General features: G+C 37.7%; 20 protein-coding genes and 1 pseudogene. 18 read left to right on the top strand and 3 right to left on the bottom strand.

Annotation, left to right across the window (positions count from 1 at the left end):
- The 9 genes and pseudogenes from ABIQ28_RS02810 to ABIQ28_RS02770 form a co-directional block, all read left to right on the top strand.
- Positions 1 to 1,044, top strand: a pseudogene (locus ABIQ28_RS02810) (hypothetical protein); the annotation flags it as partial.
- A complete protein-coding gene (locus tag ABIQ28_RS02805) occupies positions 1,044 to 2,048 on the top strand; it encodes a VWA domain-containing protein (RefSeq protein WP_348035232.1) in 1,005 nt (334 codons plus the stop codon). The pseudogene ABIQ28_RS02810 and the gene ABIQ28_RS02805, both read left to right, overlap by 1 nt.
- A gap of 152 nt (positions 2,049 to 2,200) precedes the next feature.
- A complete protein-coding gene (locus ABIQ28_RS02800) occupies positions 2,201 to 3,238 on the top strand; it encodes a VWA domain-containing protein (RefSeq protein WP_348035231.1) in 1,038 nt (345 codons plus the stop codon).
- 149 nt (positions 3,239 to 3,387) lie between these two features.
- Positions 3,388 to 4,200: a tetratricopeptide repeat protein gene (locus ABIQ28_RS02795; protein WP_348035230.1), complete on the top strand. Its 813-nt coding sequence runs from the start codon at positions 3,388 to 3,390 to the stop codon at positions 4,198 to 4,200.
- A 280-nt stretch (positions 4,201 to 4,480) separates the two neighbouring features.
- Positions 4,481 to 6,256 (top strand): BatD family protein, encoded by a 1,776-nt coding sequence (locus tag ABIQ28_RS02790; protein ID WP_348035229.1) that lies wholly within the window; start codon positions 4,481 to 4,483, stop codon positions 6,254 to 6,256.
- A gap of 1 nt (position 6,257) precedes the next feature.
- Positions 6,258 to 7,016, top strand: a complete 759-nt coding sequence (locus tag ABIQ28_RS02785; RefSeq protein ID WP_348035228.1) for a tetratricopeptide repeat protein — start codon at positions 6,258 to 6,260, stop codon at positions 7,014 to 7,016.
- Positions 7,017 to 7,243: 227 nt separating this feature from the next.
- Positions 7,244 to 7,537, top strand: a complete 294-nt coding sequence (locus tag ABIQ28_RS02780) for a hypothetical protein (protein WP_348035227.1) — start codon at positions 7,244 to 7,246, stop codon at positions 7,535 to 7,537.
- A 178-nt stretch (positions 7,538 to 7,715) separates the two neighbouring features.
- Positions 7,716 to 9,026, top strand: a complete 1,311-nt coding sequence (gene nhaA / locus ABIQ28_RS02775) for a Na+/H+ antiporter NhaA (RefSeq protein ID WP_348035226.1) — start codon at positions 7,716 to 7,718, stop codon at positions 9,024 to 9,026.
- Positions 9,027 to 9,428: 402 nt separating this feature from the next.
- Positions 9,429 to 10,055 (top strand): carbonic anhydrase, encoded by a 627-nt coding sequence (locus ABIQ28_RS02770; protein WP_348035225.1) that lies wholly within the window; start codon positions 9,429 to 9,431, stop codon positions 10,053 to 10,055.
- On the opposite strand, the gene ABIQ28_RS02765 is transcribed toward ABIQ28_RS02770, so the two are convergent.
- On the bottom strand, positions 10,040 to 10,246 hold the full coding sequence (locus tag ABIQ28_RS02765; RefSeq protein ID WP_348035224.1) for a hypothetical protein: 207 nt from the start codon (positions 10,244 to 10,246) through the stop codon (positions 10,040 to 10,042). The genes ABIQ28_RS02770 and ABIQ28_RS02765 overlap by 16 nt on opposite strands.
- 246 nt (positions 10,247 to 10,492) lie before the next feature.
- On the opposite strand from ABIQ28_RS02765, the gene ABIQ28_RS02760 reads away from it, so the two are divergent.
- From ABIQ28_RS02760 to ABIQ28_RS02750, 3 genes are all read left to right on the top strand, one after another.
- Entirely contained in the window at positions 10,493 to 11,965 is a 1,473-nt protein-coding gene (locus ABIQ28_RS02760; RefSeq protein ID WP_348035223.1) for an ankyrin repeat domain-containing protein, read from the top strand.
- A gap of 68 nt (positions 11,966 to 12,033) precedes the next feature.
- Complete coding sequence (locus ABIQ28_RS02755) at positions 12,034 to 12,519, top strand: DUF2271 domain-containing protein (RefSeq protein ID WP_348035222.1); 486 nt, start codon at positions 12,034 to 12,036, stop codon at positions 12,517 to 12,519.
- Between the two features lie 219 nt (positions 12,520 to 12,738).
- Positions 12,739 to 14,928, top strand: a complete 2,190-nt coding sequence (locus ABIQ28_RS02750; protein WP_348035221.1) for a PepSY domain-containing protein — start codon at positions 12,739 to 12,741, stop codon at positions 14,926 to 14,928.
- 116 nt (positions 14,929 to 15,044) lie between these two features.
- On the opposite strand, the gene ABIQ28_RS02745 is transcribed toward ABIQ28_RS02750, so the two are convergent.
- A complete protein-coding gene (locus ABIQ28_RS02745; RefSeq protein ID WP_348035220.1) occupies positions 15,045 to 15,584 on the bottom strand; it encodes a CvpA family protein in 540 nt (179 codons plus the stop codon).
- Between the two features lie 263 nt (positions 15,585 to 15,847).
- Between ABIQ28_RS02745 and ABIQ28_RS02740 the strand changes: the two genes are divergently transcribed.
- The 6 genes from ABIQ28_RS02740 to ABIQ28_RS02715 all read left to right on the top strand — a co-directional run bounded on the left by ABIQ28_RS02740 (position 15,848) and on the right by ABIQ28_RS02715 (position 23,793).
- Positions 15,848 to 16,204, top strand: a complete 357-nt coding sequence (locus ABIQ28_RS02740) for a hypothetical protein (protein WP_348035219.1) — start codon at positions 15,848 to 15,850, stop codon at positions 16,202 to 16,204.
- 225 nt (positions 16,205 to 16,429) lie between these two features.
- Positions 16,430 to 17,449 carry a phenylalanine--tRNA ligase subunit alpha gene (gene pheS / locus ABIQ28_RS02735; protein WP_348035218.1) on the top strand — a complete coding sequence of 340 codons (1,020 nt, stop codon included), beginning with the start codon at positions 16,430 to 16,432 and terminating at the stop codon, positions 17,447 to 17,449.
- A 120-nt stretch (positions 17,450 to 17,569) separates the two neighbouring features.
- Positions 17,570 to 18,073: a transcriptional regulator gene (locus tag ABIQ28_RS02730; RefSeq protein WP_348035217.1), complete on the top strand. Its 504-nt coding sequence runs from the start codon at positions 17,570 to 17,572 to the stop codon at positions 18,071 to 18,073.
- Positions 18,074 to 18,079: 6 nt separating this feature from the next.
- Positions 18,080 to 19,204 (top strand): efflux RND transporter periplasmic adaptor subunit, encoded by a 1,125-nt coding sequence (locus ABIQ28_RS02725; protein WP_348035216.1) that lies wholly within the window; start codon positions 18,080 to 18,082, stop codon positions 19,202 to 19,204.
- 19 nt (positions 19,205 to 19,223) lie between these two features.
- Complete coding sequence (locus ABIQ28_RS02720) at positions 19,224 to 22,391, top strand: efflux RND transporter permease subunit (protein ID WP_348035215.1); 3,168 nt, start codon at positions 19,224 to 19,226, stop codon at positions 22,389 to 22,391.
- Complete coding sequence (locus ABIQ28_RS02715; RefSeq protein ID WP_348035214.1) at positions 22,375 to 23,793, top strand: efflux transporter outer membrane subunit; 1,419 nt, start codon at positions 22,375 to 22,377, stop codon at positions 23,791 to 23,793. The genes ABIQ28_RS02720 and ABIQ28_RS02715 overlap by 17 nt, the downstream gene beginning before the upstream one ends.
- Before the next feature lie 71 nt (positions 23,794 to 23,864).
- Here the strand turns inward: ABIQ28_RS02715 and ABIQ28_RS02710 are convergent.
- Positions 23,865 to 24,368 (bottom strand): restriction endonuclease (locus tag ABIQ28_RS02710; RefSeq protein ID WP_348035213.1); only part of this gene is annotated, 504 nt, incomplete at its 5' end.

Raw genomic sequence — 24,368 nt, 5'->3', positions numbered from 1 at the left:
GCAAAAATGGCGCTGAAGAAATTGGACGAATCCGATTATTTACAGCAAGCTGAACTCAAGGATTATTATTCTGAATTGACCTTTATCATCCGACGTTATTTGGATGAAAAAGTATACAATCGCGCTTTGGAAAGTACCACCGACGAATTGATTTTCCGTTTGAATTTACTTAAAGATGGCAATCAAATCGAACTATCTAAAGACGATATCAGAAACATTGAAACCATTCTGAAACGTGCCGATTTGGTAAAATTCGCCAAGTCCGCTCCAGATATTGAATTGGCCAAAATTGACAGGAATACGATCGATCTGGAGATCGACAATGTCAAACAAGCATTACCAGAGCCAACTGAAGCCGAAAAATTATTGGATCAGCAATATAAAGAGGAACAGGAACGCAAAAAGAAACGCCGTAAAATCATCATTACCGTTGCCGTTTCCCTGTTTTTACTCATGGCCACTTTTGTAGGTTTCTCCATAAAATATGGCTTTCATTATGTAAAAGACACACTTATCGGTAACGACACCAAAGAGCTATTGGAAGGCGATTGGGTAACCAGTGATTATGGCGTTCCGCCGATTTACATCACAACACCAGTAGTTTTAGAGCGTGTGGAATCACAGGCTATTGACACGAACGCCACTGTTAAAACAACGATGTTTGGCTATGGCACCTTATTAAGTCCCATAAACATTATGGTCAGCACCTCAAAGTTGAACATTCCTGATACCACAAAAATTGATTTGAATTTGGCAATCGAAGGAAGTCTTCAAATGTTGGCACAAAATGGCGTGAAGGACATTCTTACCAAAAGAGATAAATTCGTGACCCCTAATGCCGCTGAAGGCTTGAAGGTTTACGGAACGGCATCCTTCCCTGGACTCTTGCCAGATCACTACAGAAAAGGGAATTATGTTTTTCTTGCTTTTACGACGGAACATATTTTACAACAAATCATGTTGGTCTGGGATGCTGAAGATCGCTATGCCGAGGACATTATGGAACGCGTTTTAAATTCCGTAGAACTTAAAAAAGTAGACTGATGCTGGAAGGAATTCATTTTTTAAACAAAGAGTTTTTTTGGTTGTTTTTACTTCTACCATTAATTGTGATATGGTATATATTTAAACACAAAAAGCAAACGGCCGAACTTAAGATGTCAACCATAAAAGGGTTTAAAATGACCAACTCATGGTTGCCAAAAGCAAGACATGGCCTATTTGTTTTAAGACTATTGGCATTGGCCTTAGTGATTACCGCTATAGCACGCCCAAGAACGGTGGATGTTTCGACCAAAACAAAAAACACCAGAGGGATTGACATTGTGATTGCCATAGATGTTTCGGCAAGTATGTTGGCCAAGGACCTATTACCAAACCGTTTGGAGGCCTTAAAAAAGGTGGCTTCAGAATTTATAAAAAGCCGACCAAATGACCGTATTGGGATTGTGGAATACGCTGGAGAAGCCTACACCAAAACACCGATTACCAGCGACAAAGCCATTGTATTGAGAGCGCTTAACGATATCAAATACAATACCACCATTGAAGGCGGTACGGCGATTGGATCTGGATTGGCAACGGCAGTCAACCGAATTAAAGACAGTAAAGCCAAAAGTAAAGTCATTATTTTATTGACCGATGGGGTCAACAACTCCGGATTTATTGATCCAAAAACAGCTAGTGAATTGGCGATTGCCTATGACATTAAAGTCTACACAATAGGCATTGGAACCAATGGTATGGCACTTTCTCCTATTGGTATTTTGCCAAACGGCAACTTTCAATACGGACGCGTGCCCGTGGAAATTGACGAAGACTTAATGAAGGAAATTGCAAAGGTTACCGGCGGACAATATTTTAGAGCAGACAACAACAAAAAGTTAGAAGCCATTTATGAAGAAATTAATAAGTTGGAAAAAACGGATGTTGAAGAATTTAAATATTATAATTACGAAGAAAAGTACCGTCCTCTGATATTATTAGCATTTGGACTATTACTTTTTGAATTCTTATTAAGATCAACTCTTTTTAGAAGTTTTAATTAGACATCAACTAAGACAATAGAGAAGAGAATAAAGATTATAGAAGTTAATAAAACATTCGTGTATTCGTGGCTTATTCCATTATCTGCAGACTGACGACTACAGACTGATGACTGATGACTGCCGACTGCGAACTGAAAACTGAAAATTAAAAAATGCAATTAGAAGAAAAAATATGGTTTTGGGGATTAATGGTCATTCCATTGATCATGCTTATATTTTTGTTGCTGCAATTGTGGAAATACCGCATGCAACGCAAATTTGCGAGCAAAGCTTTATTTAAAAGATTAAGTCCAAACACTTCGATTTTCAAGTCTATTTTAAAAGTCGTGGTGCTTTCGCTTGCTTTTGCTTGCTTGGTCATCGCCTTGGTCAATCCGAAATTGGGAACGAAACTTGAAACCGTCAAGCGTGAAGGCGTTGATATTGTATTTGCCGTTGACGTTTCAAAAAGTATGTTGGCGGAGGATATTGCTCCCAATCGTTTGGAAAAAGCAAAGCAACTGGTTACTCAAATCATTAATAATTTAGCGAGCGATCGGGTTGGAATTATAGCTTATGCGGGAAAAGCCTTTCCGCAATTGCCAATTACCACCGACTATGGATCGGCCAAAATGTTCCTCCAAAGTATGAACACCGACATGCTTTCATCACAAGGAACCGCTATTGGTGAAGCCATCCAACTTGCAAAAGGTTATTATGATGACGACCAAGATACCAATCGCGTGCTCATTATCATATCTGATGGCGAAGATCATGGCGAACTGGCAACGCAAGTGGCACAGGAAGCTTACGAAGCAGGCATCCGGATTTTCACCATTGGTGTGGGAGATGTCAAAGGTGGGCCAATCCCTGAAAAGCGAAACGGGATTATTGTCAACTATAAAAAAGATAAAAATGGCGAAACCGTCATCACACGTTTAGATGAAGACACTTTAAAAAGCATCGCCAAAGAAGGTCATGGCTCCTATATCAATGGAAGGGATACTGCAAAAGTAGTGGAGCACATTCGGAATATTTTAAACAAGATGGATAAAACCGAATTTGAAGCCAAACAATTTGCTGATTTTGAAGCACAATTTCAGTGGTTTTTGGGTGCGGCCATTTTCTTTCTATTAGTAGATATTTTATTGTTGGAAAGACGCACTTTATGGCTAAAACGCTTGAATTTATTTAACGAGAACCTCACATAACTTTAAGAAAACATTATAACCCAATTACTAATAGTTTTTTTAGATTTACGAACTGTTTAAAAATGAGGATAATAAACAATGATTTTGATTGAATTTTACTTTTGGTGTGAAAACAACATAATAAAGTAAGTTCATAATGACCTAGATAAATGAAAAACTTAACACTTTTAATCCTATTTTTTACATGTTTCGCTTTTTCTCAAGACAACGAGAAAGAGAAGGAACAATTGTTGGCCATAAAGAAATCCAATAATTTGGTTTATGAAGCCAATGCGTTGATGGAGGACAACAACTTTATTTCTGCAGAAAAAGAATATCGCAAAGCTATTTCCAAACAACCTTCTTCTGTAGCAGGTACTTATAATTTAGGAAATTCCTATTATAAAAAAGGCAACTACGAAGAGGCGCTTTACAGACAGCAACAAGCGGCTAACAATGCCACAGATAAGGCCGAAAAACACAAAGCATTCCATAATATTGGTAATATTTTGATGAAAAACAAAAAGTGCAAAGAAGCTGTTGAAGCTTATAAAAGTGCTTTAAGAAATAATCCTACCGATGATGAAACGCGTTACAATCTTGGACTAGCAAAAGAATGTGCTGAACAGCAAAAAGATGATCAGCCGGATGAAAACCAAGATAAGGACAAAAAAGAGGATAATAAAGACGACAGCGATCAGGATAAAGACAAAAAAGATCAGCCAGATCAAGATAATAAAGACAACAAGGACGATAAAGGCCAGGATAAAAAAGAGGGCGACGACAAAAAAGACGAAGGCAAACCAAAGGATGAAAAAGGTAAAGACGAAAATCAACAGCCTCAACAGCAACCTGGAAAATTGTCTCCGCAGCAGATAAATAATTTATTGGAAGCCATGAACAATCAAGAACAGAAAGTTCAGGAAAAAATGAATGCCGAAAAACAAAAAGGAGTCAAAGTACAAACGGATAAAGACTGGTAGATGGATTTTTGATTGATGAATAACGATTAACGAGTTATGATTTAAGAACCCATATGAAGACAAATGAATTAGAAGAACGCATTATAGATTTCGCAGTGTCAATCGTTAATATTGTCGACGTGCAAATCTCTATATTGGAAATGAAGAAAAAATATTAAAGGTTTTGGATGAAAACAATTAACTAATTTCCATTTTTGTCGCAAGTATTAAAACTTCTAAAAACAACAATTAAAAAAATCGATAATCGTTAATCGTTGTTCGTTAATTTTTATTTAAATAGATGAGCTTAAAAACATACATAACATTATTTTTAATTGCAGTAAGTACAAGTTTTGTTACCGCCCAAGTAAAATTTGAGGCCAAGGTTAGCAAGACCAAACTTGGTGTGAATGAGCGTTTACGTGTGGATTTTGAAATGAATACGGATGGTGATAATTTTAACCCGCCGTCTTTCAATGATTTCACGGTCGTGGGTGGCCCAAATCAATCCGTGAGTCATTCGTGGGTCAATGGTGTTCGCTCCTTTGCAAAAACCTACAGCTACTTCTTGGCGCCGAAGAGAACAGGGAATATTACAATCACTCAAGCCACCATTGAAATTGATGGGGAGATTTATAAAACATCGCCAGTTACCGTTCAAGTTACTGCAGCCGTAACCAGACCCAATGATCCGGACAATGTGGACAATGTGGTGGATGACAACCTTCATCTTGTTGCTGAAATATCCAAAGGCAACCCTTACCTCAACGAAGCCATTACCATCGTTTATAAATTATATGTTTATAAAGATATTGGTGTCACTAATTTCAGGGAACTCAATAGCCCGAAATACAACGATTTCTGGAGTCAAAACATCGATTTAAAAGATAACAAGATTCAAACTGGCCAATACAATGGTCGTGAATATCGCTACTTAGTGATTCGAAAAATTGTGTTATACCCACAAAAAACAGGTAAAATAGAAATCGAGCCTTTAAGTCTTGAACTTACCGTAGAAGTGCCAACGAGTAGACGTGACTTTTTTGGCAGCCAAATGATGACGCAAGTTCAAAAAACAGTTTCGGCAGGAAGCAAAACACTCGAAGTAAAACCACTTCCTGAAGCTGGCAAACCAGAGAGTTTTACGGGTGCTGTAGGTAGTTTTGATTTTAAATTGACCACGTCCAAAGACGAGTTGAATGCTACAGAATCCTTACAAGCACGGTTAGAAGTGACCGGAAATGGTAACTTGAAGTTATTTCAATTGCCTAAATTGACCTTGCCAAGTTCCCTGGAAGTCTATGAACCTGAACACACCGAAAACGTAAGGACAACGCTCGATGGCATGCAAGGTGGCATTGCCGATAGTTATACGATTGTGCCACAATTTAAAGGCAAGTATCCGATCCCAAATGTGGATTTCTCCTATTTCGATTTAAAAACAGAAACCTATAAAACCATTTCTACAGGACAGCATTTAATCAACGTCCTGGAAGGCCCAACAAACAATACCAATAACGACAGCAATATCGCATCAGCAGGCGATGGGAAACAACGTGTGGTTATGAGCAATGACCAATTTGCCTTTGTGAAAACTGAAGCGAATCTTAAACCGATCATCTCGGAACCATTTTTTCAATCGTCTTGGTACTGGAGTTCCTTGTTACTCCCACTTCTAGCCATTCCTTTGGCCATGGTTTTCCGTAAGAAAAAAGCCGAACGTGTGGCCGATGTTAAAGGCAATAAAATACGCAAGGCCGATAAATTGGCCAGAAAATATTTAGGAGAAGCCAAAAAAGCATTAGGTCAAAAAGAAGCCTTTTATATTGCTTTGGAGAAAGCACTCCATAATTATCTGAAGGCCAAATTGCATATTGAAACCAGCGATTTGAGCAAGGAGCGGATTGAAAAGCTACTTACCAAACGTCAAGTAGACGAGTCAATGATTAGCGACTTCCTAACCATTCTTGACAGTTGTGAATTGGCACGATACACGCCTTTTTCAGAAGTGACCATGCAGGAGGATTATGATAAGGCTGCAAACACGATTTCAGTAATTGATAAACAGCTTAAGTAAGATGAAAAATTTTGTTTACATACTGACATTTTTAATCGGCAGCTTAGGGTTTAGCCAGAATGAACTGCTATTTGAGCAGGCCAATGACTTGTACAACAAAGGCGATTTTGAGGATGCCATTTCAAAATATGAAGCTATTATTGCTTCGGGAGAACATTCGGCAGCGTTGTACTATAATTTGGGCAATGCACATTATAAACTCAACCATATTGCACCAAGCATCTATTACTATGAAAAGGCTTTAAAACTGTCTCCAAAAGACAAGGAAATACAGAACAATATCACGTTTGCTCGCAATATGACCATTGATGCCATTGATAAAACACCTGAAATCGGGTTTTCCAAGCTTTCAAAGTCTATCACTAATTGGCTGACCTTTGATAATTGGGCAAAATTATCCGTGCTTTTAATGGCGCTTTTTGTGGTGTTCTATCTGGTCTACTATTTCAATTATAGTACTACAAAAAAACGATTGGCGTTCATTACGGCCATGAGTTTTTTAATTTTGGCGTTTGGCGCAGTGGCCTTGGCCTATAATAATTATCATCTGTTACAAAATGATCAGCCTGCCATTGTTTTTGCTAAGGAAGCTCAGGTCAAGAGTGAGCCAAACCTCAGAAGCCCTGAGTCCTTTAAACTCCATGAAGGCACTAAAGTTCAAATTTTGGATACGGTCAACAATTGGAAGAAAATCAAACTTGCCGATGGTAAAACAGGTTGGATTCCAAATGATGATATTAAGGCCTTGAATATTTACTAACTCCTTTTTTATCATTTTTATCAAGCTGAATTTTATTCATGACTTTTAAGCTATCATGACGCAAACGCATCTTATCATCGATTTAAAACATTAACACGACTAAGAATCTTCCTGCTTTTTCACGCTATAACTGAACCTTTAACGAGTTAATCGCCTCCGATTTTCAATTACTTTAACAATTTTTAAAATTTCATATATTATATTTGCATCTTGTGGATCGATTTTACATGAAAAAAAAAATTATTACTTTCTTCCTTATAGCGCTCTTTACTGGATTTATGGCAGGGCCTACGCTGAGCATTTTTAGTGATTCGATTGATAGTTCAGTATTTTACAGTTTAAATGAGGAAGACACGAGTACCAATAAAAACCTGAAGGTCTTTAAAATACATAGTGCAGAAAGTAATCTGACCCATTTAGCAGTTTTCGATTCTGAAGAGCTAAGTTTAAATACCGCCTATCTGACCTTATATACGCCTTATGTCACAGAGTGTCTTTCTCCACCCCCTGAATTAGTATAGGCCAATTAGGCAAAAAGTAATGTTTGCCTTATATTTCCAATAATTTTCAGTCATACTTTCAGTCATTGCTTACCACTTTATTATTAGAATTCATTTACCAAAATCGACACTATAGCCTAATTTAAAGCACTAACAGTGATCGGATCATTGGACTATTGCTCATTCGTAAAATTATTATATGATTTCAAAAAAAATATTATCTCCTTTTCAAAAATATGTAAACACAGAAAGCCTAAGCGGGGTCTTTCTTATAACAGCCACCCTTATCGCCCTTATTTGGGCCAATTCGCCGTGGGGCGAGAGTTACCAGAACTTGTGGCAATATGAAATGGGATTTACCACCGAGAGTTTTGAACTCAACAAACCCCTCATTTTATGGATCAATGACGGCTTGATGGCGATTTTCTTTTTCTTGATCGGTCTGGAAATTAAACGGGAGTTTCTGATTGGGGAACTGAACTCCACTAAAAAGTTGGCATTTCCCTTATTTGGGGCTTTTGGGGGCATGTTATTCCCAGTTTTATTTTATTTCTTATTAAACAACAATCCTGAAACCATGCATGGCTGGGGAATTCCAATGGCCACCGATATTGCGTTTGCATTGGCCGTTTTAAAACTATTAGGAAATCGCGTGCCCTTGAGCTTAAAAGTCTTTTTGACCGCATTCGCCATTGTGGATGATCTGGGAGCGGTTATGGTTATCGCCATTTTTTACAGTGAAAATATCGAATTTACATCGTTATTTGTTGCCTGTGGAATGCTCGCTTTACTTTATATCCTCTCCGCAAAAGGTTACTATTCGAAATTTTTGATGGCCACGTTCGGAATCGTCATTTGGGTTTTATTTTTAAAATCTGGTGTACATCCCACCTTAGCAGGGATTCTATTGGCGTTCTCCATCCCGACATATCAAAAGATTAAGACTGGACCTTTTATTGAACAGTTGGAAACGATTACCCAAAATATCAAGAATGCAACCATATTGAAAGAGCCTATTCTTTCCAAAGAGCAAATTGAACATATTGACATGCTGGAAGATTGGACTCAGAAATACCAATCGCCCCTGCAATATTTAGAGCATAAATTGCATCATTGGGTTGCCTTTGTCATTATTCCATTATTTGCATTAGCTAACGCTGGCGTAATGTTCAATAATGCGCAAGGCCTAGACGAGGCGCTGATTGTCACCTTAATGCTTTGTTTGATTTTGGGGAATAGTATTGGTATTACCACTGTTGTTTTTGTCGCTAAAAAACTCAAAATCACTCAAATCCCAGAAGACATCAACAACAGACATATCATTGGCGTTTCCTTTTTGGCGGGAATCGGGTTTACGATGGCCATTTTTATCGCGAGCTTGGCATTTAAGAATAACCAAGCTTATGTGGACTCGGCAAAAATTGGGATTTTATTGGGTTCTGTAATTTCTGCAATCATTGGGTATCTCATTTTACGCTTTAACTCGACGAAACAGGAAATTATTGAATAAACAATTATGGCCTAAATTGCCATACCAGACCGACAAACGTTCTGGCGGCGTTTTTAAAACAGACTGAAAGCCTGTTGCATTCGTGAAATTAATAATTAATAATTTTCACCGGTATGCTCACTGTGAAAATTCGTGATCCCGACGCTTCGGGAGTGTCAAAATTTTAAAAGCTCAAGTGAGATGTATTAAAGCACATAGTTTAAACTGATTTTGAGGCAATAGAATTTTTTGAGTTTAGAAAGAAGGACAATGATTTCACAATTATTGTCTTTTGAGATTGAGTTGGTTATATGTTATGATTAGATAAAAACTAAAATTTAACTCAAGAAAACCATATTTTACCTACCTTTAAACTCTACATATCGATGAGAATCTTTCATCGGAAACAAAACTTTAGCGAGAATGGACTTAAATAAAGTATTCAAAAACAATGAAAAATGGATCAAAGAAAAGCTGGCTATCGATCCAGATTTCTTTAAACATTTAGCAGAAGGTCAAAATCCTGAATTATTGTTTATTGGTTGTTCTGACAGTCGTGTGACGTCAGAGGAATTGATGGGCATGGGACCTGGTGAAGTTTTTGTGCATCGAAATATTGCCAATATGGTCATTAGCATTGATCTGAACGTCATGTCTGTAGTCAATTATGCGGTCGATCATCTAAAAGTCAAGGATATTGTGGTGTGTGGACATTATGGCTGTGGCGGCGTTAAGGCGGCCATGCAATCTGCCGACTTGGGCATCTTGAATCCGTGGCTTCGTAATATTCGTGATGTGTATCGTACACATCGCAATAAATTGAATGCTATTGAAGACGAAGAAAATCGATATGACCGTTTGGTAGAACTCAATGTACGCGAACAATGCATCAATCTCATAAAAACCGCTGCTGTTCAAAGAGCCAATAGAGAAAGAGGTTTAAAAGTCCATGGATGGGTGTTTGATGTCAGTACGGGAAAACTCATCGATTTAAAAATTGATTTCAACAAGTATCTCAATAAAATCATGGAAATCTATCGATTAGAATAAATAGAAAAAGCCACTTCCTCGTTTGGTTGGTATACAAAGTTAAAAGTGTAAACGTCAGAATTACTCCTATCTTCATTGGCCTCCCCATTTGCATAGTAGCTCAATATTTCTAGTTTTGAATAGCGACCAACACGTGTTCTTACCTCAATGATTTTCCCTAGGATTAGATCAATAGTATAGATGCTATCCACTCTTATTGCTCATTTTAGTACTTCCAGATAAATCAAGTCCTCATTTTTTTTTGTAGAATCCTGAGCTACATCTACTTCTTCCGAAAATCCAAATACGATAAAGAAATTAAAAAAAAGATATCGATAGTCTTTTTATTTAGATTCATTCTATATAAATTTACGACCTAAATTGAGCCTTATCCTAATTCAATCTAAATAAGAATAGAAATTATAGATAAATCTCACTCAGACGTAAAAAATAAACTTATGAAAAGATACTTAATAATCATCTTGGCTTTTGGTATTGGCGGTCCAATTTTCTCACAGGCCAATATCTTTTTAGATCGTGATTTTTGGGCATCAAAACCGAGTGTTGAAACGATTGATTTAAAAATCAAGGAAGGCCATGATATTGCACAAGCGAATGCCAGTAATTTTGATGGTGCAGCTCAAGCCATTTTAGCAAACGCACCGAACGAAACCATTCAATACGTCATCACAAAGAAAGGAAATGATGTCAACAAACTAACCCACGACGGCAGAACTTATATTTTTTGGGCCGCGAATAAAGGGAACGTGGAATTGATGCAATTTCTGATCGATAACGGTGCAAAAACTGATATTACGGATGATAAAGGCAGTAGCATCATCAATTTTGCCGCAGGATCAGGGCAGCGCACTACGCAAGTGTATGATTTACTTATAAAATATGGTGCCAATCTTCAAAAGGATCTCACACCTACGGGTGCGAATGCCTTATTATTAGTCGCGCCTCACGACACTGATTTTAGTTTGATTACTTATTTCACTTCAAAAGGTTTGGATTTGAATAGTGTGGATGCAGATGGCAACGGGATATTCAATTATGCGGCGAGAACAGGAAATATCACTTTGATGACCCAATTGCTTAAAAAAGGTGTCAAAGGCAATGACAATGCTTTCATTTTCGCAAGTCAAGGTGCTCGTGGTATTACGAATGGTATTGAAGTCTATCAGTTTTTAGAAAGCGCTGGATTAAACCCAATTGCGGTTTCAAAAGATGGCGAAACAGCACTGCATACCTTGGCTGTTAGAAGTAAAGATATGGCGATCATCAACTATTTTATTCAAAAAGGTGCCGATGTCAATCAATCAGACAGCTTTGGAAACACGCCATTTATGAATGCTGCCAGTAAAAACAATCTTGAAACCGTGACTTTGTTTTCAAAAACGGTCAAAAACATCAACCAAACCAATAAAAAAGGCGAATCTGCTTTGGCATTAGCCGTTGCAAACAACATCTCTGATGTGGTCGCTTTTCTCTTAAATAAAAAGGCAAAAACATTGCTTGTGGATGGCAATGGCAATGATTTAACCACCTATTTAATGCAATCCTATACGGTTAAAAACGAAGACGACTTCAACAAAAAGCTATCTTTATTAGAACAAAACGGATTCAATTTCGGTAAACCACAAGCCAACGGAAACACCTTATACCATTTGGCATTGGACAAAAACGATATGACGACACTTAAATTCATTCAACAATTCAAAGCTGATGTGAATGCCAAAAACAAAGAAGGCATCACGCCGTTGCATAAAGCAGCAATGAAAGCAAATGATACGGAGATCTTAAAATATTTAGTGTCTATTGGAGCAAAAAAAGATATCGTAACTGATTTTGATGAAACCGCTTATGATTTGGCTTCTGAAAATGAGTTATTGATAGGAAAAAATATTTCTTTAGATTTTTTAAAATAGAATACAGACCTGTCAGGTTTTTGAAACCTGACAGGTCTAAAACATTTACTGACAAGTTAAAAAACAACATGAAAATAAAACATTTTATATTTTTAAGTCTAGTCCTATTCGGATTGATGTCATTTACGGCCAAAGCACCAGCAACAAAGTACAAATGCATGATCCAGATGACCAATTATACTGGCGAGGGCGCCTATATCGTGATTTCGTTAATCAACCCAAAAGGGGATTATGAAAAAACTTTGTACGTTCAAGGTGATGATGCGCAATGGTACAATACGATTGAAGACTGGTGGAAAAAATTTCATGCCAAAAAACGCTCAAATTTAGATGCCATTACCGGAGCGACCGTTTCTGGTGGCGGACGAAACATAACTGTAATCGACATTGAGGATTCGAAAATAAACGCTGGCTACAAAATCCGTTTTGAAACCGCTGTGGAAGATCAAAAATACTACACCAGTGATGTGGAGTTTGAATTGACTTCAGAAACCGTTAAAAGCAAAAAAGACGGCACCGGATTTATCCGTTATGTGCGGATGATGCCGAATTAAAAGAGTTGGAAGCTCGAAGTTGGAAGCTCGAAGCTCCAAAAAAACCTTTAAAGACCTTTCAGGTTTTCAAAACCTGAAAGGTTTGATCTCCGTCCAAAAGCTTTGATTAAGACGTTGAAATGTTAATAAAAAGCACGATAAAATCTTAATTCTATGTTCTAACAGCGAAGCGGTCTTGATTCCTTTTAAACAACATCAATATTTAAGACACTATAAAATATGACCATATCCATTTGGAGATATAGCCATCTAGCACTGGCCATATCTTCTTTTGTTTTTATCTTCATGGCCTCCGTAACTGGGATCATTTTGGCGTTTCAGCCAATTTCAGAACAGATTCAGCCCTATAAAGTCGATGGTTTTAACCAGATCACTTTAGCCGAAACGCTTCAAACCTTTACATCCCATTATTCCGAAGTTATCTCTTTAGAAGTGGATAGCAACGATTTTGTATCCGCTTCCGTACTTACCGAAGATGGAAAATCCTTAGACGGTTATTTCAATTCCAAAACAGGCGCCTATCTTGGTGAAAAGATAGAAATTTCCAAGTTTTTTCAATGGACGACCAATCTGCATCGCTCCTTATTCTTAAAAGGAACGGGACGCTTTTTAGTGGGTTTGTGTTCGTTTTTACTATTCCTCATCGCCGTTTCAGGCACTATTTTAATCCTGAAACGCCAACGCAGTTTTAAAAAATTCTTTTCGAAAATTGTCAATGACAATTTTTCACAATATTGGCATGTCGTTTTAGGTCGATTATCACTAATCCCAATCATCATTATTACTGTAACTGGCGTTTATTTATCCTTAGATAAATTTGATTTACTTCCAAAAGACAGCCAGCGACATCACATCGATTTTGATGCCCTTACCGAATCCCCACAACAGAATTTTAAAGACATGGACGTCTTTAAAAACACCAAGTTATCAGAAGTTAAATCGGTAGAATTCCCGTTTTCTGATGCTATTGAAGATCATTACACGATACAATTAAAAAACAAAGAAATTGTTGTCGATCAATTTTCTGGGGAAATCCTTAGCGAAATTGATTATCCATTGGTCAAATTCTTTTCTAACCTCAGTCTTAATCTTCATACAGGAAAAGGCAGCATTTTATGGTCGCTTATTTTAGCCATTGCTTCGGCAAACATTTTATTTTTTATCTATTCAGGATTTGCCATGACGCTCAAACGTCGTGCGGCCAAGTTGAAAAACAAGTGTAAGAAAAGTGATTCAAAATATGTGATTTTAGTGGGTTCAGAAAATGGAGGCACACTACTTTTTGCCAATGCCTTACAACAACAATTAATTGCCGTTGGAGAAACCGTTTATATTGCAGAACTCAATACATACCGCAAATACAAAAAAGCAGAACATCTTATTGTGTTGACGTCAACCTATGGCCAAGGCGAAGCACCAACCAATGCCAACAAGTTTTTAAAGCGTTTAGAATTTGTCAAACAAAGCCAAACCTATAGTTTTTCGGTAGTTGGTTTCGGATCACTTTCCTATCCTGATTTTTGCAAATTTGCTTATGATATCGATAAAGCTTTTTTAAATGAAAAATCTACGCAATTACTGGCGCCGTTTACCATTAATGACAAATCATTTGAAAGCTTTGAGCAATGGGTTCAAGTGTGGTCAGAAAAGGTCGGTTTAGAAATAGTTATTCCAAAAGAGAAATTAATCTCCAAACCAAAACACACCAAATCCTTTGAAGTTGTTTCAAAAAGTAACGTGGGCGATAGTCCTGATAACACGTTTACCATAACTTTAAAACCAAAAAAAAATCTTCAATTTACTTCTGGCGATTTGTTAGCGGTGTATCCAAAAGATGATTACCGTGAACGCTTGTATTCTGTGGGAAAAGTGAATGGCAACATCCAATTGAGCGTTAAATATTATGACGACGGCTTAGGCTCCAATTATCTAAATGATTTTAAAACTGGAGAGATTTGCAAAGCAAGACTACTTGAAAATGTCAATTTTCATCTTCCTGAAAAAGCATCCAAAATAATCATGATTGCCAACGGAACAGGAATTGCTCCTTTTTTGGGCATGTTGGATCAAAATCATAAAAAAGCAGAAATCGAAGCCTATTTTGGTTTGCGAACAAAAAAGTCATTTGCACTTTACGAAAAACTTCTTGAAAGTTGCATAAATAGTAAAAAACTCAACAGTTTACATTTGGCATATTCACAACAGCATGACCGTTTATATGTGCAGCATCTTATAGAACGTGACGGAAAAAACATTGCAGAAACATTGGCAAACAAAGGTGTGATTCTGATTTGTGGATCCTTATCCATGTACAAAGATGTGATGCAAACCTTGAATGTTATCTGTTTGGAATTCAACAAAAAACCGTTGAGCGACTATGCCAACCAGATCAAATCAGATTGTTATTGAGTATAATCAGACTTAAGACTTGTAGACGTTTGACATAAGACCGAAAAATGTGGACTTTGAAAAAAAGTGTTACTCATACTTACACAATCCAAGTCTTAAGTCATAAGTCCTTCAGCCTACGTCAACTCTAAAGAAAAGGTAGAATCATCTTCTATAGGCTTTTCCAATTCCTTTTTCTTTTCTAAAATAAGAGGAAAAATCATCGGTACTAGTCCTTTTACAGGACTATAAAGTGCAGAATCTTCAATGCTTTTTTCATCCGTAAGTGGAACGGCGCGATTCATACTATCAAAAATATTAAGCACAACACTCAGAATCAAGGCCGTTTTTAAAGCACCAAAAAAACCGCCAAAAATCTTGTTCACTAAGCCTAAAGCGGCAAAATCCGCAAGTTTTGTAAAGGCTTTTCCAGCCAAAGCAATGACCAAAACAATAATCAGAAAGGTTACCGCAAAAGCAACAATATTGACCGTTTTTTCATCCCATTCCGAATTCTCATCGATAAAAGTAGCAGCATAATTACTAAAATGGATAGCGCCATAAACCCCAGCCACCAAAGCTATAAGCGATGCGATTTCCACAAAAAAACCTTTCATAAGTCCGCGCACAAGACCAAATCCAATTAAGCCAATTAAAACGATGTCGAAAACACTCATAACAGATCCATATTTTGGCAAACGTACATAAATTTGAGATTTTTAGAGTTATAAACTTTAAACAGAATGCATTGTTCCTTAACTTTGAAGCCGAGAACGAAGTTGAAATTGAAATCGAAATTCAAGTTGAAAAAAATCATTCTCGACTAAAATCTGTCAATGCCATTTTGGTAGGGACAAATAATTAATAACTAAAAAAAAGGGCGAAGTTATCAGTCAAGCTCAAACTTGAAACCTGAAACTCGAAACCTGAAACTATAAAAATGTCAAGAGACACACAATTAAAAGAGCGCTGGGAGCTGGTGGTTAGCAAACTTTCTAACCAATTTGCCGAAGGAGATATACTCGATTTGGATGCCATTATTTATTTAATAGGCGTACAGGAATTGGGACAATTACATAAAAAATTCAAGAAAGATCATAAATTAGACTTGATGCATATCGCCATCTGTCGTTTGTTAGAACCTTATGGCTACTACGAATTTGACTATTTTGATGACGATAAATGGCCACATTATAAAGTATTGGCACAATTGCCACCGTTAAAAGCAGGTGAGCAAAGCGTCTTAATGAAAGAAGCCATTGTCCATTACTTTCTTGAGTTAGAATATATTAAGTGATTTTTTAGGCGTTCCCTTTCAGCCCCGAGGCTTCGGGGGCGCTTTTCGCTACATTCTTTTTTTATATTCCTTGCTTAGGCAAGAAATCTGAAAAAAAAGGATTTCCACTGCAACTTACCGAAGCGGTATCACGAATTCTTCTTTGTAAAAGTAAAATTGTATTCGTAATCGCTAACGCAGAATTCGACAAAAAATATTAAATTTGCATTTCCATTTTTTTGATTTATGATAGACAAGATTAAACAGCTTATTGCTGAAGCCGAAACTTTTACAGCCCAATCCAAAGAGGAGATTGAAGCTTTCCGAATCAAGTATTTAGGTAAAAAAGGTTTGCTTAATGAGTATTTCGCCGAATTTAAAAACGTTGCCAATGATCAGAAGAAAGAATTTGGTCAGGTCATCAATCAACTGAAAAAAACAGCGGAAGACAAGGTCAATGCTTTAAAGGAAGAACTGGAAAGCACAGTAGAAGTCAAAGGTATTTATGGCGATTTATCACGCCCTGGCGAACCTATGCCCATTGGTGCACGCCATCCCATTTCAATCGTTAAAAATCAAATTATTGATATCTTTTCTCGCATCGGCTTTAACGTCAGTGAAGGCCCAGAAATTGAGGACGATTGGCATAATTTTACCGCATTAAACCTACCAGAATACCATCCAGCACGCGATATGCAGGACACATTTTTTATTCAAACCGATCCTGATATCTTGTTGCGTACGCACACCAGTTCTGTGCAAGTGCGCTATATGGAAAATAACAAACCGCCAATCCGTACCATATCACCAGGGCGCGTGTTTAGAAACGAAGCCATTTCATCACGTTCCCACTGTTTCTTCCATCAAGTGGAAGGTTTATACATTGATAAAGACGTAAGTTTTGCTGATCTGAAGCAAACCCTTCAATATTTCACTACAGAAATGTTCGGGAAAAGTAAAATCCGTTTGCGCCCTTCCTATTTTCCATTTACCGAGCCAAGTGCAGAAGTAGATGTGTATTGGGGATTGGAAACTGAAATTGACCACCGCATCACTAAAGGCACCGGTTGGTTAGAAATCATGGGCTGTGGTATGGTCGATCCGAATGTTTTGGAAAACTGTGGCATTGATTCAAAAATCTATTCAGGTTTTGCATTCGGGATGGGCATCGATCGTATTGCGATGTTATTGCATCAAATTGGAGATATCCGCTTATTGAGCGAAAATGACGTGCGGTTTTTAGAGCAATTTAAATCGGCGCTTTAAGCCATTAACTTTCCTACTTAAAACCGATGCGATGGCATCGGTTTTTTATTTAACATTTTTTTAACTTCGATTGGTTCGGATTGTTCCGAACCTCAATTATCTTTGCATAAAATTTGTAACATGGAAAGCAAAATTCTTAATGACAAACAAGATTTAGTTGAAAGATTGGGTGTCTTTATGGAGCAGGAGGAACAGTTGGCTCCTGTAGCTGCCCGTATTCTCTCCTATATCATTTTGACAGGTAATGTCGGAACCACTTTTGAAGAATTAGTGAAAGATTTATGTGCCAGTAAAAGTACCATCTCTACACATTTAAATCATTTGGCTGATTTAAAGAAAATAGTCTATTTCACTAAAACTGGCGATCGAAAAAAATATTACACCATTAATGAAGATAGTATTATACGAAGTATTGATGCCATGATGGAATCTTGGTTTACCCAAAAAGAACTGCATTTAGAAATTAAAGAATTTAAAGAAAAGACCAATCAATTGGACAGCAAGTATGACTCAAAATTCAATCTGGATTTTCATGACAATTATATCCAATTTTTAGATGAAGTCACCAAATCAGTTTCGACTTTAAGATCAAAAATAATAGAAAAAACACTAAACAGTAATTAATTATCAATGAAAACAATCAAACTTCCATTAGTAGTCTCCCTTAGTTTTATCGCTCTTTTTATGAGCTGTGGAGATAAAAAACAGGCGCCACAAGGACCACAAGGACCAATGTCTTTTCAAGTGACCACTATTCCTCAACAAACCGTAACGGGGTTCAACACATTTCCAACTAATATAGAGGGTATAAACAACAGTGAAGTGCGATCAAAAATTTCAGGTTACATTACTGAAGTGTTAGTGGATGAAGGTCAAAAAGTAAAAAAAGGACAAACTATATTCCGACTAGAAACACAATCCCTTACTCAAGATGCTGACGCCGCCAAAGCAAACGTTAATGCTGCGCAAGTGGAGATGGATAAGCTAAAACCTTTGGTTGAAAAAAACATCATTAGTAGCGTACAGTTAGAAACTGCAAAAGCAAAATTAATGCAAGCGCAAAGTGCTTATAAAAGTATTGGGGCAAACATTGGTTATGCCAATATAAAAAGCCCTGTTGATGGTTATGTTGGTGCCATCCGTTTGCGTGCTGGTAGCTTAGTCAGCCCTACGAGTCAAGAACCTTTAACAACGGTTTCTGACATTAGTAAAGTCTATGCTTATTTTTCTATGAACGAAAAAGAATATCTTGATTTCATCCAAAAGGTAGAAGGAAAAGATATCCAAGAAAAAATAAAGAATCTTCCTAAAGTGACTTTAATTTTAGCCAATGGTAGCACTTATGACCACGAAGGAACTATCGAGACCATCAACTCTCAAGTGAATGTAAATACAGGTTCTATCTCGTTTCGTGCTGTTTTTAATAACGATGCACGAATTTTAACCAACGGAAACAGTGGGAAAATAAGAGTCCCTCGAGTTTATACCGATGCCATTGTAGTGCCTATGCAAGCTACTTATGAGCAACAAGGCAGCTACTATGTTTATAAAATAGAAGCTGATGATATGGCAATTGCTACACGTATTAACGTGATAGCTTCTGTGGGTAACCTTTATGTCGTTTCTGAAGGCGTTAAAAAAGGCGATAAAATTGTCGCAAAAGGTGTCGCAAAATTAAGAGGTGACTCTAAGATTCAACCTATGGAAATTCCTTTCGATAGTGTTGCGAAACCTATTGACAAATTATTCAGATAATATTCCAAGATAAGAACTTATGATAAAAACTTTTATAGAAAGACCAGTACTTTCAACGGTCGTCTCCATCATTATCGTGATCTTGGGGATCCTTGGTCTAACGGCATTGCCAATTACGCAATATCCTGATATTGCCCCACCGACGATTACCGTAAACGCCACCTACCCTGGCGCGAACGCTGAAACCATTTTGGAAAGTGTCATCATTCCTATTGAAGAACAAATCAACGGTGTGGAAGGGATGACTTACATTACATCCAGTGCTTCCAATACGGGAGTTGCTACCATTACCGTCTTTTTTGATCAGGATGTGGATCCAGACATCGCTGCGGTAAACGTTCAAAACCGTGTGGCACGTGCCACTTCACAATTACCACAAGCCGTCATACAAACCGGTGTTACCACTTCAAAGCAGCAAACTAGTGCCTTGATGTTTATGTCTTTTTATAGTGAGAATCCTGACTATGACGACACCTTTATGCAAAACTATTTAAAAATCAATGTCATCCCTGAATTACAAAGGGTACATGGTGTTGGTGATGTGAATGTTTTTGGTGCGAAAGATTACGCCATGCGAATTTGGTTACGACCAGAAAAAATGGCAGCTTATGGTCTGATTCCAACCGATGTTACCGCAGCTTTGCGGGAACAAAGTTTAGAGGCTGCAGCAGGATCTTTTGGAGAAAATGATGGTGAAGCCTTTAGTTATGTGATTAAATATGGTGGACGTTTTAAAACGGAAGCACAATATAGTGGCATTATCATTAAGGCGCTTGGCAACGGACAGTTTTTAAAACTATCTGATGTTGCTGATATTGAACTGGGTGCACAATCCTATGGTGGTGGTTCCATTACCAATGGAAAACCCGCGGTTAACATGGGTATTTTCCAAACCAAAGGTTCCAATGCCCGTGATATTATTATTGACATTGAGAAAAAACTAGAAGATATTAAAGCCGATTTACCAAAAGGTATTGAAATTTTTGTCCCATACAACACCAATAGTTTCTTAAATGCCTCAATTGAGAAAGTAGTGACCACTTTAGCCGAAGCATTTTTACTCGTCTTTATCGTAGTATTTATTTTCTTACAAGATTTTAGATCGACCTTAATTCCGGCAATTGCCGTTCCCGTATCTATTATTGGTACATTTTTCTTCCTGAATCTCTTTGGATATTCCATTAACTTATTGACACTTTTCGCCTTGGTTCTGGCCATTGGTATTGTGGTGGATGATGCCATTGTAGTGGTTGAGGCGGTACATGCCAAAATTGATGAAGGCGAAAGTAATCCTAAAAAGGCAACCATTGCGGCGATGCATGATATTACCGGTGCCATTATTTCCATTACCTTGGTCATGGCGGCGGTGTTTATTCCTGTGACGTTTATTGAAGGGCCAACGGGTGTATTCTATGAGCAATTTGGTGTGACGCTTATTGTAGCGATTCTTATTTCTGCAGTTAATGCATTGACTTTAAGTCCCGCCTTATGTGCTTTATTCTTAAAAGGGCATGACGACAAACAGAACAAAAAGAAGAAAGGTTTCATTGGTCGCTTTTTTGACGGATTCAACAGAGGTTTTGATGCAACCGTAACTAAGTATGGTAAATCTGTTCATTTCTTATACCGAAACAAATGGATTACCGTATTGGCATTAGCCATTTCAGTGGGCGCTATTTGGTGGTCATCTTCAGTATTAAAAACTGGATTTGTACCTGATGAAGATCGAGGTATCCTCTTCGTAAACGTTGAGCTTCCTGCAGGATCTTCCATAGACAGAACCCACCAAGTAAACGTTGATTTATATGAAAAATTAATCAAAATTCCTGGCGTAAAGGGAGGATCGCTTATTGAAGGTAGTAGCTTTTTAGGAGGTGCTGGTAGCAACTTTGGCCTAGGCTTTATCAGATTGGATGATTGGGAAGATCGTAAAGATGAGTCGCTTTCTGTTGCAAACATTACTGCACAGATGTTTGGTGTTGCTGCGCAGATTCCGGAGGCCAACATTCTCTTCTTTTCACCGCCAAGTGTACCAGGTTTTGGTAACTCTGCGGGGATTGAAGTCAATTTATTAGACCGTTCTGGAGGAAGTTTTACCGATTTAGATAAAGTCACTCAAGAATTTGTAGGTAAATTATCTGCCCGTCCAGAAATTCAATATGCCCAATCCTCATTCAACACAAAATATCCGCAATATGAGATAGAAATCAATGCTGAATTGGCAAAACAACTAGGTGTTCCCATTAGTGATCTTTTCTCAACCCTTCAAGGTTATATTGGAAGTATTTTTGCGGCTGATTTCTCCCGATTTGGAAAACAATACCGTGTATATGTTCAAGCTTTACCGGAAGATCGTGCTAATGAAAGTGATTTAGCCAAACTTTATGTCCGTACAGGCACTGGAGAGATGACACCAATTACAGCTTTCGTAAACTTAAAAAGAGTTTATGGTCCGCAATCTGTGACGCGTTTTAACTTGTTTAACTCAGTAACCCTAAACGCAGCAATAGCCCCTGGTTATAGTTCCGGTGATGCTATTAAAGCAGTAAATGAAATTGCTCAAACATTGCCTGCCAATTATACCACAGCCTATTCCGGTTTAACGCGTGAAGAGGTAAATGCGGGTAACCAAACCACAACTATTTTTATGTTGTCACTTGTGTTTGTTTATTTCCTATTAGCGGCTCAGTACGAGAGTTATTTAGTACCGTTCTCTGTACTCCTGTCCTTGCCTTTAGGAGTGTTTGGAGCCTATTTTGTAACGCTAATTACAGGTTTACAAAACAATATTTATTTCCAAATTGCACTGATTATGTTACTCGGACTCTTGGCCAAAAACGCCATCTTAATTGTGGAGTTTGCGCTGCAACGACGACGTAATGGAGAATCACTGGTCCAGGCGGCCGTTCATGGAGCAGAAGCACGTTTGCGTCCTATTTTGATGACCTCATTCGCTTTTATCTTCGGATTAATGCCGTTAGCATTTGCAAGTGGCGTGGGTGCGCAAGGAAACCGATCTATTGGTACAGGTGCCGTAGGTGGTGTATTAATCGGAACCATTCTTGGCGTCTTCGTTATTCCAATCTTGTTCATCTTTTTCCAATGGTTACAAGAAAAAATATCTGGAGCACCGCAACCAAAAACAATTGAACTTATAGAAGACCAAACTCATGATAGCAATGCTTAAAAATCGCTCATTTAAATATATGGTAGTGTTGACCGTTTCCGCATTTACCTTACAAAGTTGTTTCGTAGCCAAAGACTATGTTCGACCACAAGTTGAAGAAACCCAAAATCTGTATCGAACAGATGCCCTTCCAACAGACAGCCTTTCCATGGCTGATCTGTCCTGGAAAGAATTGTTCACTGATCCTTATTTGGTGCAATATATTGAGCAAGGACTTCAAAACAATATCGACATCCGTGTTGCCATTCAACAAGTTTTGAGTGCAGAAGCCTATGCTAAACAAGGGAAAGCTGGGTATTTACCAACCCTTAACGGAAAAGCTTCTATAACACATCAAGAGCTGTCAAAAAATAGTCAGTTGGGTTCCTTTTTAACGAATAGATCAACAGATCAATATGAGTTGACTGGCAGTTTATCTTGGGAAGCAGACATTTGGGGAAAAATAAGAAGCAACAAACGTGCAACTGATGCTGATTATTTAAGCACAGTGGCCGCACATCAAGCGGTAAAATCACGATTGGTATCTGATATCGCTTCAACGTATTATCAGTTGTTGGCTTTAGATTCGCAATTGGAAATCACCAAAAGAACGGTCATGGTCAGAGACAGCAGCGTGAGCACAATTCAAGCCTTAAAAGACGCCGGAAATGTCACTCAAGTAGCGGTTGATCAAAACGTGGCGCAATACAATAATGCCAGAGCCATTCAAGTAGATTTGGAGACGGCTATTTTTCAGACAGAGAACGTTTTGAGTATTTTGTTAGGCGAACATCCACGTGGTTATGCACGTAGTATTTTAGACGACCAACATTTACAAACGGACTTAAAATTAGGAGTTCCAACACTATTGTTGAGCAACAGACCTGACGTTATTGCCGCAGAATACAACTTGGTCAAAGCTTTTGAATTGACCAATGTGGCGCGCAGCAACTTTTATCCGTCGTTAACCATTTCAGCCACTGGAGGTTTCCAAAGTTTAGAATTGGATCAATTATTGAACGCCAGATCATTTTTTGCGAATATCGTTGGTGGTTTAGCACAACCGATCCTCAACCAGCATAAAATCAGAACGCAAAAAGAAGTTGCTGATGCCCAACAAGAACAAGCCTTGTTAGAATTTAAACGCTCATTATTGGTTGCCGGAAACGAAGTCTCCAATGCTTTGTACAGCTACACTGCCGAGACAGAGAAATTTAAATTCAAAAACTTGGAAGTTGAAGCCTTGCGCAGAGCAGAGCAGAATTCTAATGACTTATTGAAAAATGGTTTTGCCAATTATTTAGATCTATTGACTGCAAGACAAAGTGCATTAAGCGCTGAATTAAATCTAATTGATAGCAAACTAAAACAATTATTGTCTATCGTTGATTTGTACCAGGCACTTGGTGGTGGCTGGAAATAAGCTATAAAATAATATTGATTACAGAAGAAGGCTATAAATACTTAAGGTGTTTATGGCCTTTTTTTTTGAATTTACTGCTCTATGAAAAAATCTTCGTCCAGATGTTTAACTTGGTAAGTCGCTTTCACCTGAACACCAACGTCATATTCATGCATTAAATCAACAAGATGATTACCGTCGATGAGGACAATTTTATGATGGGCACTCTTAGCTTTTTCTTCAGCTCCCTTATCAAATAGAGAGGTTGTTACAAAAACCCCCTTATTTGTGTCGCCGCTCATAGCCCCGATAAAATTTCGAATATCTTTCTCACGAACTTTATTTTCATTGAATCTCTTTGCTTGAATATATATCTTATCAAGACCTAATTTATCCTCATTAATAATTCCATCAATTCCTCCATCACCAGATTTTGCCGTTTCAATAAAATCACCATAACCCATTTTTTTTAGCAATATTAAAATCACCTTTTCAAAATAATATGGGTCAATTATTTTCAACTTCTCAAGAAGGTCATTTTTAACTTCATCTTCTATTTGGTTAAATCCTTCGTCAATTAAATCCTGGGGAGATGC

The sequence above is a fragment of the Gelidibacter sp. genome, from assembly GCF_039916245.1.
Classification (GTDB): Bacteria; Bacteroidota; Bacteroidia; order Flavobacteriales; family Flavobacteriaceae; genus Gelidibacter.
Note: the sequence above shows the minus strand (reverse complement) of the source record. Positions and strands in the feature narration are given on the sequence as shown.

Bases quoted from the DNA above. Each gene is read 5' to 3' on its own strand.
- ABIQ28_RS02795 (WP_348035230.1), top strand. From the start codon at position 3,388: ATGAAAAACTTAACACTTTTAATCCTATTTTTTACATGTTTCGCTTTT.
- ABIQ28_RS02785 (WP_348035228.1), top strand. From the start codon at position 6,258: ATGAAAAATTTTGTTTACATACTGACATTTTTAATCGGCAGCTTAGGG.
- ABIQ28_RS02720 (WP_348035215.1), top strand. From the start codon at position 19,224: ATGATAAAAACTTTTATAGAAAGACCAGTACTTTCAACGGTCGTCTCC.
- nhaA (WP_348035226.1), top strand. From the start codon at position 7,716: ATGATTTCAAAAAAAATATTATCTCCTTTTCAAAAATATGTAAACACA.
- ABIQ28_RS02725 (WP_348035216.1), top strand. From the start codon at position 18,080: ATGAAAACAATCAAACTTCCATTAGTAGTCTCCCTTAGTTTTATCGCT.
- ABIQ28_RS02790 (WP_348035229.1), top strand. From the start codon at position 4,481: ATGAGCTTAAAAACATACATAACATTATTTTTAATTGCAGTAAGTACA.
- pheS (WP_348035218.1), top strand. From the start codon at position 16,430: ATGATAGACAAGATTAAACAGCTTATTGCTGAAGCCGAAACTTTTACA.
- ABIQ28_RS02805 (WP_348035232.1), top strand. From the start codon at position 1,044: ATGCTGGAAGGAATTCATTTTTTAAACAAAGAGTTTTTTTGGTTGTTT.
- ABIQ28_RS02745 (WP_348035220.1), bottom strand. From the start codon at position 15,584: ATGAGTGTTTTCGACATCGTTTTAATTGGCTTAATTGGATTTGGTCTT.
- ABIQ28_RS02760 (WP_348035223.1), top strand. From the start codon at position 10,493: ATGAAAAGATACTTAATAATCATCTTGGCTTTTGGTATTGGCGGTCCA.
- ABIQ28_RS02730 (WP_348035217.1), top strand. From the start codon at position 17,570: ATGGAAAGCAAAATTCTTAATGACAAACAAGATTTAGTTGAAAGATTG.
- ABIQ28_RS02780 (WP_348035227.1), top strand. From the start codon at position 7,244: ATGAAAAAAAAAATTATTACTTTCTTCCTTATAGCGCTCTTTACTGGA.
- ABIQ28_RS02750 (WP_348035221.1), top strand. From the start codon at position 12,739: ATGACCATATCCATTTGGAGATATAGCCATCTAGCACTGGCCATATCT.
- ABIQ28_RS02800 (WP_348035231.1), top strand. From the start codon at position 2,201: ATGCAATTAGAAGAAAAAATATGGTTTTGGGGATTAATGGTCATTCCA.
- ABIQ28_RS02740 (WP_348035219.1), top strand. From the start codon at position 15,848: ATGTCAAGAGACACACAATTAAAAGAGCGCTGGGAGCTGGTGGTTAGC.
- ABIQ28_RS02755 (WP_348035222.1), top strand. From the start codon at position 12,034: ATGAAAATAAAACATTTTATATTTTTAAGTCTAGTCCTATTCGGATTG.
- ABIQ28_RS02770 (WP_348035225.1), top strand. From the start codon at position 9,429: ATGGACTTAAATAAAGTATTCAAAAACAATGAAAAATGGATCAAAGAA.
- ABIQ28_RS02715 (WP_348035214.1), top strand. From the start codon at position 22,375: ATGATAGCAATGCTTAAAAATCGCTCATTTAAATATATGGTAGTGTTG.